This is a genomic window from Rhodococcus sp. WB9 (genome assembly GCF_007558985.1).
GTDB classification, from domain to species: domain Bacteria; phylum Actinomycetota; class Actinomycetes; order Mycobacteriales; family Mycobacteriaceae; genus Rhodococcus_F; species Rhodococcus_F opacus.
Window position 1 is genome coordinate 6219207 of record NZ_CP041769.1, and the last position, 13180, is coordinate 6232386.

Genomic DNA, 13180 nt, shown 5'->3' on the forward strand with positions numbered 1-13180 from the left:
TCCCCCGAATGATTGCTCACAGAGATCTCGGTTACAGTTTGTGGGACAACTACACATCCACGGGGGCTCGCACCAGCGGGCTGAGAGGACGGCTAGGGCCGTCGACCGTCGAACCTGTCCGGGTAATGCCGGCGTAGGGAGCATCATCGATGAGCACAAACGTATCTACAGCCACGTCCGTCACCACGGGGCCGATCGAGGGCAGCACCAAGCAGTACCTGCTGTCGGGCGACGACGTCCGGGTGCCGGTCCGGCGCGTACACCTCACCAACGGTGAGCACCTCGACGTGTACGACACGTCGGGTCCGTACACCGACGCGGACGCCGCGATCGACCTGGAAGCGGGACTGCCGCATCTGCGTGCACCGTGGATCGCCGATCGGGAGGGCACCCAACTCGACGCCGCCCGCGTCGGCGTCGTCACCCCCGAGATGCAGTATTGCGCTGCACGCGAGGGTGTTTCACCCGAGGCGGTGCGCGCCGAGGTCGCGGCGGGACGCGCCGTGATCCCGGCCAACCGCTGCCATCCCGAACTCGAGCCGATGATCATCGGCAAGGCGTTCGCGGTCAAGATCAACGCGAACATCGGCAACAGCGCGGTCACGTCGTCGATCGCGGAAGAGGTCGAGAAGATGGTGTGGGCGACGCGATGGGGCGCCGACACCATCATGGACCTGTCCACCGGCAAGAACATCCACGAGACCCGGGAATGGATCCTGCGCAATTCGCCCGTGCCCGTGGGAACCGTGCCGATCTACCAGGCGCTCGAGAAGGTCAACGGAGACCCGACGGCACTTACGTGGGAGATCTACCGCGACACCGTGATCGAGCAGTGCGAGCAGGGCGTCGACTACATGACAGTCCACGCCGGGGTGTTGCTCCGCTACATCCCGCTGACCGCGAAACGCGTCACCGGCATCGTCTCCCGCGGCGGTTCGATCATGGCGGCCTGGTGCCTGGCCCACCATCGGGAGTCGTTCCTGTACACCCACTTCGACGAACTGTGCGAGATCCTTCACCGCTACGACGTCACGTTCTCGCTCGGTGACGGCCTGCGCCCAGGCTCCATTGCGGACGCCAACGACGAGGCCCAGTTCGCGGAACTGCGCACCCTCGGCGAGCTCACGCGGATCGCGAAATCCCATGGGGTGCAAGTGATGATCGAAGGTCCCGGGCACGTCCCGATGCACAAGATCGTGGAGAACGTGCGCCTCGAGGAAGAGTTGTGCGAGGAGGCACCGTTCTACACGCTCGGGCCGCTCGCCACCGACATCGCGCCGGCGTACGACCACATCACGTCCGCGATCGGCGCGGCGATGATCGCGCAGGCCGGCACCGCGATGCTCTGCTACGTGACACCCAAGGAACACCTGGGACTGCCGAATCGGGACGACGTCAAGACCGGGGTCATCACGTACAAGATCGCGGCGCACGCGGCGGACCTCGCGAAGCAGCATCCGCGGGCGCAGGAGCGGGACGACGCGCTGTCGAAGGCCCGGTTCGAATTCCGCTGGCACGACCAGTTCGCGCTGTCCCTCGACCCGGATACCGCGCGGGAGTTTCACGACGAGACGCTGCCCGCCGAGCCGGCGAAGACGGCCCATTTCTGCTCGATGTGCGGCCCGAAGTTCTGTTCGATGCGGATCTCCGCCGACGTGCGCGAATACGCGCAGCGACACGGACTCGATTCGGTCGAAGCCATCGAGGCGGGCATGGCCGAGAAGTCGAGTGAGTTCGTCGACGCAGGTGGTCGCGTGTATCTGCCCGTCGAATCCGTCACCTCAGAGAATCGGTAAGGTCCCCTTCGTGAAGCTGCTGCCCCTGACCCCCGACGGCCAGACCCCCGTCCGCGTCCTCACCATCGCCGGCACCGATTCCGGCGGCGGCGCCGGGATCCAGGCCGACTCGCGGACGATGGCGCTGTGCGGCGTCCACGCCTGCGTCGCTGTTGCCGCGGTGACGGTGCAGAACTCGGTGGGCGTCAGCGGTTTCCACGAGATTCCGCCGGAGACGGTGGCCGCGCAGGTGCGGTGCGTCGTCGACGACATCGGGGTCGGGGCAGCGAAGACGGGCATGCTGGCGTCGACGGCCATCATCGAGGCCGTCGCCGCCGTGTGCACCGAGGTCGGGATCGGCCGCGACCAACCGGTCCCGCTGGTCGTCGACCCGGTGTGCGCGTCGATGCACGGAGATCCGCTCCTGCACGCCGAGGCGCTGGACGCCGTGCGGAACACGCTGATCCCGATCGCCACGGTGGTCACCCCGAACCTCGACGAGATCCGGCTGATCACCGGCATCGAGGTGGTGGACGACGCGACCGCGCGCCGGGCCGCCGAGGCGCTGCACGCACTCGGGGCGAAGTGGTCGATCGTGAAGGGCGGCCATCTCCGGACGTCGGCGTCGAGCACCGATCTGCTGTTCGACGGCGACAGGTTCCTCGAGTTCAGCAGTCCCCGCATCGACACCGGCAACGATCACGGCGGCGGCGACACCCTCGCGGCCGCCATCGCGAGCGCTCTAGCCCACGGGTGGTCCGTGCCCGATGCGGTGGCCTTCGGCAAGGAATGGGTCACCAAGTGTCTGGAGGCGTCGTACGACCTGGGCGCCGGTCACGGCCCCGTCTCTCCCCTGTGGCGACTCCGTCACTCGTGAGTACTTGTTAACGTCCGGCGGTTAAGAAGTACTCACGGGCGGCGGAGCCGCAACCGCCAGATGCCGAGGTCGGAAGGCACCCCGCTGGGCGCGGGGGCGAAGAAGGCGCGTCGCCACGGTTTGACGCCGACACCCAGTTCGTCGAGGGTGCCCGGCTGCAGACTCTCCAGCGTGGCGGACGACGCCATCACGTTGCCGTCGCCGCCCAGTTCCATCATGCGTGCCGCGATCGTCACGTCCACGCCGAGCCAGTCGCTGCCGATCTGCCGGGGCACGCCGGTGTGGATGCCGACACGCATGCGGGGGCGGTAGCCGTCCACCTCCACCTCCGCGAGCGCTTCCTGTGCGGCGAAGACGGCGTCGATCGCGCGGTCCGGGCTGGGGAAGACGGCCATCACGCCGTCCCCCAGGCGCTTTACCACGTGCCCGCCGCGGTCGACGATGGGGGTCTCGACGGCTCGGGCGACGTCACGCAGCAGGGCGAGGGTGGCGCTGTCACCGGCGGGCAGCGACCAACTGGAGAACCCCACCAGGTCGGTGAACACGATGGTCACCTCCTGCGCTCCCCGACCGCGCCCGGTGCGCTCGAGCAGCGCCTGCCACACCTGCAACGCACCGAGGCTCATCTCTCGGGACGCGCCCGGCTGGTGGTCGAGGAAGCGATCGGCGACGCGGGCGATGGCCCGTGCGCTGCCGGGGCCTGCCGTCGACAGTGGATCGCCGAACGCCGGATCGCCGGGCAGCGCGCGACGAACCCTCCGCAGCCCTTCGATCAGCTGTGGCTGCCGGTTCACCGATCTCATCCAGCCCAGAACCTTGTCGCCTCGTTTCGGTGTCTGCGCAGCGTCGAGTTCGGCACGGTTCTCTTCGGCCGGGTCGTCGCTCACGAGAGTAAGGGTAACCCAGCGTCACATGCACAAACCCGTGCCGACTCGGACATCACTCCGCCGCCCGCGCCTTCTCCCGGTCCGCGCCCGTGGGGACACCGTTCGGCCCGGTGAGCGACTCCGCGTACACCCCCACGGCGTACGCGACCGCGGCGGCATTCTTGGCGAGCGCGGCCCGGTTCACGTTCTCGAGGGTGTCGGTCGCGCTGTGGTAGTTCTCGTCGTACACCACATCCGGGGTGCCACCCCACTTCTGTGACTGCTCGGGGGTCTTCGTCTCGTCGGCGCCGCTGAACACGCCGCCCGAGGGGATGCCGTGCTCGATGAACGGACCGTAATCGGAGCGACCGTCGAAGTCCGTGCCGTCCGCGGCGACACCGTTGTTCTGGAGGAATTCGGTGAACGTGCGCTCGATGCCCGCGGAACCCTCGGGTCCGGGGCCCTCGCCGACGTTGTCGGAGTTGTCGCCGTCGTACGCCAGGTAGCCCGCGTTCTCGGAACCGAGCATGTCGAAGTTCAGATACAGCGCGATGTCGTTCCGCTGGTCCTCGCTGAGGCTGTTCACGTAGGCCTCCGAACCGAGCAGACCCAACTCCTCGGCGCCCCAGAACGCGAAGCGCACCGCGTTGTCGACGTCGGGCGAACCGCCGAGTTGCACGGCCGTTTCGAGGGTCGCGGCGACGCCGGTGCCGTTGTCGTTGATCCCGGGACCGTCCGGGACGCTGTCCAGGTGGGCGCCGACCATCACGACGTCCTCGGTCGAACCGGTCTTCGTCTGGGCGATGACGTTGCGAGCGGTGCTCGACTCGGTGGTGGTGTCGAGTGTGAGGGTGACGTCACCCCCGGCCTGCTCGAGCGCGGCGCCGTCCGCCTTGCTCACTCCGCCCGTGGGTACCTTGCCCACGTCCGGATCGCCGAGAGTTCCGCCGTTCATCGGCCCGTCCTCGTTGTTGACGACGATCACGCCCGCGGCGCCGCGCTCGGACGCGAGCTGCTGCTTGGCCGCGAACGGGCACACCCCGCGGTTGACGAGGACGATCGCCCCGGTCACGTCGAGGCCGTCGTAATCGGTGACCTCGCATCCCGGACTCTCGTCCTTGGGGGCAGGCACCAGGCGGGCGGTTATCCCGTCCGGACCGGTGGACGGCGAATACGCCAGTGCACGCACCTCGAAGTCACGGTCGCCGGACCTGAGCGCCTCCGTCCGGACGTCGAAGTTGTGGAACTCGAACTCTGGGGTCTCGACGTCGAAGCCCTTGTCTTCCAGCACCTGTGCGACGTAGTCGACGCTGGCGTCGTAGCCGGAGGTTCCGGCCGCGCGGTTGCCGTTGTTGTTCTCGGCGATCGTCTGCAGTTGCTCCAGGTGCCCCACCACGCCGCCCTCGGTGACCGAGGCCGCGAGAGCGCTCGCATCGACCGGCGGCGAATCGGGTTCGCTCGTCGACGAGCACCCGGCCAAGACCATCGCACCGGCCACTCCGACTGTGAAGGCTCCCCGTAGTCGCATGTCGGGAGCCTAACGCAGAAGCACCCGTGGGCCGGCGCGAATGGATCTCGCACCGGCCCACGGGCTCCCGCCCCGCCGTCACCCTCAGCCAGGTCTCCCGACGATCACCTGGCGGAGGAGCGGGGCGAAAGTACTGTATCGGGTGTCAGGCGTCGCGCTTGTTGACGACCACCAGGCCGGCCCCGAAGATCACGAAGACGAACACGGCGAAGTAGACCAGGCTGCCCCAGTGGCCCCAGTGGAAGTCGACCCCCTGCGGCGCCCCCAAAAAGTTGTTGGCGTTGAGGAACGGCAGGAAGGGCATGATCTTCTGGCCGAACGACCCGAACAGGTTGAACAGGCTCTCGATCAGCAGCGGCCACAGCAGCAGCAGGGCGATCGCGCCCGCCGACTGGCGCAGCAGCGTGCCGACGCCGACGGCGAGAACCACGCACAGGAACGCGTAGATCGGGACGCCGTAGATCGACCGCCAGGCGTCGTCACCCGACAGCGTGAGCGCCGCTCCCGCCTCGTCACCCGCGGTCGCCTTCGCGATGGCATACGCGCCGAACGTGAGCACGAACGTCAGCACCGCGCCGAACGCACCGATCAGGCCTGCCTTCGCGATGAGGACGGACGCCCGGTTCGGGATGGCCTGGAACGTGGTGCGGATGACGCCGAACCGGTATTCGCTGGTCACGGCGAGTGCCGCGAGGATCATCAGGACCAGCACGCCGAATCCGGAGACACCGCCGACCGCGTCCGACATCTGCGGCAGGAACGGATCGAAATCCGGTTGCTTACCGTCCGCGATCTGGTTGTTGAAGGAGTTGATGCTGGCCTTCGCGCTCAGCCCGATGACTGCGGCGAGGCCGAGGCCCAGCACGATGATGATGACCGTGCACCACCACGGCGACCTCGTCGACGTGATCTTGATCCGTTCGGCATTGAGAACAGCCATTACAGTGCACCCCTCATCACATCTTCGACGCCCTCTGCGTGGTACTGCACGTCGTCTCCGGTCAACTTCATGAAGGCGTCCTCCAGCGATCCGCGCTGAGATGCCAACTCGTGCAGGACGATGCCCTGCGAACCGGCGATCCCGCCGACGACGTCCGTCGACGAATCCACCACCACGAGCGCCTGCTGCCCGTCGGATCCGTCCTCGCGCACAGTGAGGCCGTTGGACGTGAGCGCGCTACGCAACGCGTCCAGCTGGGGGCTTCGCACCCGCACCGTCGATTCCGAGGACTTGCTGACGAACTCGGACACGGTGGTGTCGGCAATCAGACGCCCCCGGCCGATGACCACCAGATGTTCTGCGGTGAGCGCCATCTCGGACAGCAGGTGGCTCGACACCAGCACGGTGCGACCCTCCGCCGCGAGGCGCTGCATGAACTTCCGGATCCAGACGATACCCTCCGGGTCGAGCCCGTTCACCGGCTCGTCGAACAGCAGCACCTTCGGGTCGCCGAGGAGCGTGGCGGCCAGGCCCAGGCGCTGCGACATGCCGAGCGAGAACCCGCCTGCCTTCTTCCCGGCCACCTCGGTGAGCCCGACGAGGTGTAGCACCTCGTCGACCCGGCTCTTCGGCAGCGAGTTGGACGCCGCCATCCACTGCAGGTGGGCGCGGGCCGAGCGGTTGGGGTGCACCCACTTCGCGTCGAGCAGTGCCCCCACCGTCCGCAGCGGCTGCACCAGGTCGCTGTACGGTTTGCCGTCGATCAACGCGCTGCCCGCCGTGGGGCGGTCCAACCCGAGGATCATGCGCATCGTCGTCGATTTGCCTGCACCGTTCGGGCCGAGGAAGCCGGTGACCATACCCGGCTTCACGTTGAACGTCAGGTTGTCCACCGCCTTCGTCGCACCGAAGGTCTTTGTCAGTCCCCTCACTTCAATCATGATGAGAAGGATGCCCGAACCTGCGGCCGGCGCGCATCGGCCGCAGGTCTACTCCCGGCTCGTCCCCTGGTACCGGTCGGACCCTGAGCCGGACCCCGACGCGACCCCGAGGACTACGACGACGCCTGCGCCCAGAACCGCTTGGGAATCCGGCCCGCGTGACGTGCCTCGTACCCCGCCACCACGGCCCCGCGCATCGCCGACGCCATGAGCGCCGGATCCTTCGCCCTGGTCACAGCCGTGGCCAGCAACACCGCATCGCAGCCGAGTTCCATCGCGAGGGTGGCGTCGCTTGCGGTCCCGATGCCGGCGTCGAGGATGACGGGCACCCCCGCACCGTCCACGATCATCTCGATGTTGTGCGGGTTCGCGATACCGAGCCCGGTGCCGATCGGCGAACCCAGCGGCATCACGGCCACGCAGCCCACGTCCTCGAGTCTGCGGGCCAGAACCGGGTCGTCGGTGGTGTAGGGCAGGACGACGAATCCGTCGTCGACCAGTTGCTCTGCAGCGCTGACCAACTCGATGGCGTCGGGCATCAGGGTGCGCTCGTCGGCGATGACCTCGAGCTTCACCCAGTCGGTCTCGAGCGCTTCACGGGCGAGTTGCGCCGTCAACACAGCCTCGGCCGCACCGCGACACCCCGCGGTGTTGGGCAGCGGGGCGATGTCGAGCCGGCGCAGCAGGTCCAGCACACCGGTGCCGCCTGCGGCGTCGACGCGGCGCATCGCGACCGTGGTCAGCTCGGTGCCGGACGCGACGAGCGCCTCTTCGAGCACCGTGAGGTTGGCGGCGCCGCCGGTGCCCATGATCAACCGTGAACCGAACGTGCGTCCCGCGATCGTGAGGCCCTTCTGCACGCCGGGCGTCGCGTCAGCCACCCTGCACCGCCGTGAGGATCTCGATCTCCCAGCCCCGGACCACGAGCTCGTCCCACCGGGCTCGCGGGAACACGGCGCCGTTCACTGCCACCGCGATGCCCTTGGTGGGCAGGTTCAGCACCTCCAGCAGCCCGGTGACGGTCAACGGTTCCGTGAACTCGTGGTCCTCGCCGTTGACGCTGATGCCGATCGGCACCACTACTTGCTGCTCACTCATCTCTACCTCGCTACTTTCTCGAAACGTTCGGGGTCGGCGGCTTTCGCCTCGACCAATGCCGAGCCCTCCAACAATGCCATCGTCGCGTCGGCGGTCACCGGGGTGAGCAGGATGCCGTTACGGCCGTGTCCCGTCGCCACCACGACCCGATCGGACACCCGGCCGATCAGCGGCAGGTTGTCCGGGGTCATCGGACGCAGACCCGCCGAGGTCTCGTGCAGTTCGTACTCGCCGATGGCGGGCATCAGGGCCTCGGCGTCCGCGATCAGGTCGCGCACACCGGCCACCGTGACCTGCGTGTCGTTGCCCGACTCGTACTGGGTGGCACCGACGACGATGCCGTCGGCACGCGGCACCAGGTAGGCGGGCCTGCCGTGCACGCTGCCGCGGATGGTCCGGCCCGGCGCGGGAGTCACCCCGGGACGCGAGCGCAACCGCAGGATCTCGCCCTTCACCGGGCGTACCGGAAGCCCGGGCCACAGGGCCGGTGACGCGATGCCCGCGGTGACGACGATCTGGTCGGTGTCGAGCCGGTCGAGGCTGTGCACGGCCTCCCCGATCAGCTCCACTCCGGCGTCGGCGGCGCACCGCTGCAGCGCCTGCAACAGCAGCCTGTTGTCCACGGCCAGTTCGTCGACGGCCAAGAGTCCCAATCGGACTCCGCGACCCAGCATCGGCTCGAGGGCCCGGACTTCGGCGCGGCCCAGGATCTGCAGTTCCCGCCCCTGGGCGCCCACCCATTCGGCGATGGTCCGCAGGTCCTCCGCGTCGGCGCCGTCCAGCGCGACGGTGAGCGAACTTTCCGACGTGAACAACTCGACGCCGGCTCCGGCCTCGAGTTCCTTCCCGAATTCGGGCCACCGGTCGAGCGATGCACTCCCCAGTTCGAGGACGCTCTCCTCGCCTGGCCAGCCCTCGGACAACGGGGCGAGCATGCCGCCCGCCACCCAGGACGCTCCCGAACCTATCGACGGGTCGTACAGCCGTACCGACCAGCCGTTGCGGGCTGCTCGCCACGCAATGGACAGGCCGATCACTCCGCCTCCGACGACGGATACCGATCTCGCCATTGAACTCCACCTCACTTCCTGCGCCGGCATGATCCGGGTCAGGTATGACGGTCGGGCTCGGCGTGAGCCCCTCTCAGCCCCACGTTCCCCGGGACTCCCGTGTTGCACTTTCACCGTAGAGGCTACCGTCATGCCGTGACCACCTCGCATCACAGCAACCTCACGGACCGTCGGCGCCGCCTCGGAACAGCACGTTTGTACCTGTGCACCGATGCTCGGCGCGAGAAGGGCGACCTGGCGCAGTTCGCCGAGGCCGCACTGTCCGGCGGCGTCGACATCATCCAGCTCCGCGACAAGGGCTCGGCCGGAGAGAAGAAGTTCGGCACGATGGACGCCCGGGACGAACTGGCGGCGCTGTCGGTGCTCGCGGCCGCTGCCAGGCGGCACGGAGCGCTGCTCGCGGTCAACGACCGCGCCGACATGGCGCTGGCGGCCGGAGCCGACGTGCTGCACCTCGGCCAGGGCGACCTGCCCGTCCCGTACGCACGGACCGTGGTGGGTTCCGACGTCCTGATCGGCCGCTCCACCCACAGCCGCGCCCAGGCCAGCCTGGCGGCGATCGAGGACGGCGTCGACTACTTCTGCACCGGTCCGGTGTGGGCCACCCCCACCAAGCCGGGGCGGACCGCGTCGGGCATCGATCTGGTGCGATCGACCGCCGATTCGGAGCCGAACCGCCCGTGGTTCGCGATCGGCGGCATCGACGAGTCCCGGGTTCCGGAGATCCTCGCCGCGGGGGCCTCCCGCATCGTCGTCGTCCGGGCCGTCACCGAGGCCCGCGACCCGCAGGCCGCCGCACGCTCGCTGTCCGCCCTGCTGCAGCAGAACGCGTAGTTACGGCTGATCCAGCCAGTCCAGCACGGTGGCGGGCGGTAGGACCACGATGGTGGTCGGCAACTGTTCGATCAGGTCGGGGTCGGTGGTGACGACCGCCGTCACCGTTCCCAGCGTGGTGCCGTGGCCGGCCGGTTCGGCGAGGCGGCCGACGGCGTCCAGGGCCTCGAGCACCTCGACGCGCGGCAGCCACCCGTAAGTGCGGTCGGGCAGGTGCACCGTGCGGGGCAGGGCCTTCGACAACTGTGCCAGCGCGCCGCGTTCACCCAGCACGTCGTGCCGATCGAGCAGCAATCGCACCTCGGTGGTACGCAGTTGCGGCCACCCGGCTTCGAATCCCGGGTGCAGCGGCAACCCGGCGACGTCAGTTTCCCGCACCCAGCGCAGTTCGGTGCTCTCGCCGTTCGCGACGGTGGGCAGTGGGCGCTCGGCGTCGGCGATCACCGTCGTGTAACTCCAGCCGCTCGCGGCCTTCATCGTGACGACCTCGGTGCGGACGCGGATGGCCGCGCTCTCGATGCCTGCTTCCTCGTGGGCCTCGCGCACCGCGGCGTGGGTGGTGGACTCGTGGCTGTCCCGGGCACCGCCGGGCAACGCCCACGTACCGCCCTGGTGACTCCAGACCGCACGGTGCTGTAGCAGCACGGCCGGCGTCTCGTCGGGGAGCGGCGCACGCAGCAACAACCCGGCGGCACCGTGCTTGCCCCAATGACGACTGCCGTCCGGCCCGGTTGCCCAACCGTCACCGTCACCACGCATCGACTACCCCTGTCCGACCTGATGGGTCTCCCTGCAGTTCCCTCACACTAACGGTTTCTTCCGGAACTGCCCGTCGGCAGTCGTGAACCGACCGCTGCTTATATGCTCCCCACAAGGTGCGGCCATGACACGGGAGGGGTGCGAGGTGGTTCTGCGTGAGGCGCCGTCGATCGAACCCCACGGCAGCCGCGCATTGTCCGCCGCCGCGGACGACGACGTCGACCCCGCGGTGGCACGCCGCAAGGAACTGCGCGCGTTCCTGGAGTCGACTCCCGCCAAACTCACGGCCCTCGGGGCCCTCCTGGTCCTGCTCACCCTCACCGCCGGGTTCGTGGCCGCCTCGACGGTGAACAACAGGGAAGCCACTCTCGACAGCGTCCTCGCGGAGACGGAACCGCTGTCGTTCTCGGCGCAGAACCTCTACAGCGCCCTGTCCGTGGCGGATGCCGCGGCCACGACGGCGTTCATCTCCGGCGGTCTCGAACCGCCCGAACTCCGGGACACCTATGCGCAGGCGATCGGCACCGCCTCCGCCGACCTCGTGTACGCGTCCGGCGGACTCGCGGCGAGCGACGTGGACAGCCGCCGACTGCTTGCCTCCATCTCCACCGATCTCAGCGTCTACTCCGGTCTCGTCGAGACCGCGCGGGCCAACAATCGCACCGGTCATCCGGTCGGCGCGGCCTACCTCAGCGAGGCGTCCACGCTGATGCAGACGAGCATGCTGCCGATGGCGCAGCAGTTGCACGCCCAACAGGAAGCCGACGTCGCGGACACGCAGCGGGACTACTCCCGTCCGCCCTGGCTGGCGCTGATCCTGATCCTCGTCGCACTCGTCGCGTTGCTCCTCGCCCAGATCGTCATTGCGAGGCGCAGTCGGCGCACGTTCAATCTCGGGCTGATCGCGGCGTCGTCGTGCACGGCGATCCTCCTGACGTGGATGCTGGTCGCCGGGTTGGTCTCCTCCCTCGACACCAAGCGGGCACTGACCGAGGGCGCCCGCCCGATGCACGAGTTGACCGCGGCCCGCATCCTGGCCCAGCAGGCGCGCACCGAGGAGACCCTCAAACTGGTCCGCCGCGACTCGAACGGTGACTACGACGCCGTCTTCGAAGACAAGTCCGGTCAGCTCGACACCCTGCTGTCGAATTACCCCCACGACGGCGACCGCGCGGTCGGCCACGACGAGGTGGCGAGGGCGCAGGAGGCGTGGACGCGCTGGTCCTCGGCACACGACCGCATGAACGAGATCCTCGCCAGGGGCGACTTCGTCTCGGCGGCAATGGTCGCCATCGGACCGGGACCTTCGGATTCCGCGGCTCAGTTCACCGCCGTCGACGACGCGCTCACCGACGGAATCGGCAGCGCACGCGACCGTCTGCGGTCGAATGTCGAATCCGCGGCCGGGGTGCTGACCGCGCTCGGTTCCGGCGCCATTGTCCTGACGCTGATCGCGGTCGGCGGAATTATCATCGGGTTGTGGCCTCGATTGAGGGAATATCAGTGAGGCGGCGCCGGATCGCGCTCGTGCTCGTGCTCGTGGCGGCCACCTTACTGATCGGCGGGTGCGCCGAGTCGAGTCCCGAGCACGTCGGATCGCCGAACGTGTCGTACACCGAGCCCCCGCTTCCCGCGGCCGCGACGCCGGCGCCCGAGACCACCGCTGCGCCGCCGACTCCCGAGAAGGACTGCGGCGATCCCACGGCGAGCCTGCGCCCGTTCCCCGATACCGACGCCGCACCGCCGATGCCGACGGTCGACGCCATCCGCGCGCGGGGGCGTCTCGTCGTCGGCCTCGACACGGGCAGCAATCTGATGAGTTTCCGCGATCCGGCGACCGGTGCCATCCAGGGCTTCGACGTCGACGTGGCCCGGGAGATCGCGCGGGATCTGTTCGGCGATCCGGACCGGCTCGAGTACCGCATCCTCACGTCGGCGAATCGTGAGAAGGCGCTGCAGGAGTCGATGGTCGACATCGTGGCCAAGACGATGACCATCACCTGCGACCGAAAGGAACGGGTGGCGTTCTCCTCCGAGTACTTCGAGGCGCAGCAGCGGGTTCTCGTCGTGAAGGGCTCCCCGATCCGCAGCGCCGCCGACCTGGACGGGAAACGGGTCTGCGTCGTCCGCGGCACGACGTCGCTGACACGGTTGCAGCAGGTGGCGCCCACCGCGAACATTCTGACGGTCCCCATGTGGTCGGATTGCCTGGTGGTCCTGCAGCAGCGGCAGGTCGATGCGGTGAGCACCGACGACACGATCCTCGCCGGTCTGGCGTCCCAGGACCCGTATCTCGAGATCGTCGGAGACAGCATGGGCGCCGAGCCGTACGGCGTCGGCATCACCAAGTCGAACGAGGACCTGGTGCGGTTCGTCAACGGCACGCTCGAACGCATCCGCCGCGACGGTACCTGGACCAGGATGTACGACCAGTGGCTGTCGATGCTGGGGCCGTCCCCCGCCCCGCCGTCCGCCGTGTACCAGGACTGAGG

Annotated in this window: 13 protein-coding genes and 2 riboswitches; of the genes, 5 read left to right on the plus strand and 8 right to left on the minus strand. The window is 68.6% G+C overall.

Features of this window, described 5'->3' with window-relative positions; genetic code table 11:
* Positions 1-49: 49 nt before the first annotated feature.
* Positions 50-157, plus strand: a riboswitch (TPP riboswitch).
* Together thiC and thiD are read left to right on the plus strand one after the other, a co-directional pair.
* Positions 150-1796, plus strand: coding sequence for a phosphomethylpyrimidine synthase ThiC (gene thiC, locus FND50_RS29095; protein ID WP_144287980.1), 1647 nt, complete (start codon positions 150-152; stop codon positions 1794-1796). (Overlaps the previous riboswitch by 8 nt.)
* A 10-nt stretch (positions 1797-1806) precedes the next feature.
* On the plus strand, positions 1807-2652 hold the full coding sequence (thiD, locus tag FND50_RS29100) for a bifunctional hydroxymethylpyrimidine kinase/phosphomethylpyrimidine kinase (protein ID WP_005264402.1): 846 nt from the start codon (positions 1807-1809) through the stop codon (positions 2650-2652).
* 32 nt (positions 2653-2684) lie between these two features.
* Here the strand turns inward: thiD and FND50_RS29105 are convergent, their stop codons facing one another.
* The 7 genes from FND50_RS29105 to thiO all read right to left on the minus strand — a co-directional run bounded on the left by FND50_RS29105 (position 2685) and on the right by thiO (position 9095).
* Positions 2685-3539, minus strand: coding sequence for an adenylate/guanylate cyclase domain-containing protein (locus FND50_RS29105; protein WP_144287981.1), 855 nt, complete (start codon positions 3537-3539; stop codon positions 2685-2687).
* 52 nt (positions 3540-3591) lie between these two features.
* Positions 3592-5046, minus strand: coding sequence for a M20/M25/M40 family metallo-hydrolase (locus FND50_RS29110; protein WP_186301170.1), 1455 nt, complete (start codon positions 5044-5046; stop codon positions 3592-3594).
* Positions 5047-5191: 145 nt separating this feature from the next.
* Entirely contained in the window at positions 5192-5986 is a 795-nt protein-coding gene (locus FND50_RS29115) for an ABC transporter permease (RefSeq protein WP_144287982.1), read from the minus strand.
* Entirely contained in the window at positions 5986-6927 is a 942-nt protein-coding gene (locus FND50_RS29120; RefSeq protein WP_005251715.1) for an ABC transporter ATP-binding protein, read from the minus strand. The genes FND50_RS29115 and FND50_RS29120 overlap by 1 nt, the downstream gene beginning before the upstream one ends.
* A gap of 113 nt (positions 6928-7040) precedes the next feature.
* Positions 7041-7808, minus strand: coding sequence for a thiazole synthase (locus FND50_RS29125; RefSeq protein WP_005251713.1), 768 nt, complete (start codon positions 7806-7808; stop codon positions 7041-7043).
* A complete protein-coding gene (thiS, locus tag FND50_RS29130; protein ID WP_005251712.1) occupies positions 7801-8025 on the minus strand; it encodes a sulfur carrier protein ThiS in 225 nt (74 codons plus the stop codon). The genes FND50_RS29125 and thiS overlap by 8 nt, the downstream gene beginning before the upstream one ends.
* Before the next feature lie 2 nt (positions 8026-8027).
* The gene (thiO, locus tag FND50_RS29135; RefSeq protein ID WP_005264847.1) at positions 8028-9095 is read right to left on the minus strand and encodes a glycine oxidase ThiO; all 1068 of its coding nucleotides are present in this window, start codon (positions 9093-9095) and stop codon (positions 8028-8030) included.
* Positions 9092-9206, minus strand: a riboswitch (TPP riboswitch). (Overlaps the previous gene by 4 nt.)
* 24 nt (positions 9207-9230) lie before the next feature.
* Here thiO and thiE point away from each other — a divergent pair.
* Entirely contained in the window at positions 9231-9929 is a 699-nt protein-coding gene (gene thiE / locus FND50_RS29140) for a thiamine phosphate synthase (protein WP_144287983.1), read from the plus strand.
* Here thiE and FND50_RS29145 read toward each other — a convergent pair whose 3' ends face one another.
* A complete protein-coding gene (locus FND50_RS29145; protein ID WP_144287984.1) occupies positions 9930-10688 on the minus strand; it encodes an NUDIX hydrolase in 759 nt (252 codons plus the stop codon).
* Between the two features lie 124 nt (positions 10689-10812).
* On the opposite strand from FND50_RS29145, the gene FND50_RS29150 reads away from it, so the two are divergent.
* Together FND50_RS29150 and FND50_RS29155 are read left to right on the plus strand one after the other, a co-directional pair.
* Entirely contained in the window at positions 10813-12195 is a 1383-nt protein-coding gene (locus tag FND50_RS29150) for a hypothetical protein (RefSeq protein WP_144287985.1), read from the plus strand.
* Positions 12192-13178 carry a glutamate ABC transporter substrate-binding protein gene (locus tag FND50_RS29155; protein WP_144289188.1) on the plus strand — a complete coding sequence of 329 codons (987 nt, stop codon included), beginning with the start codon at positions 12192-12194 and terminating at the stop codon, positions 13176-13178. Before FND50_RS29150 ends, FND50_RS29155 begins: the two co-directional genes overlap by 4 nt.
* Positions 13179-13180 lie beyond the last annotated feature (2 nt).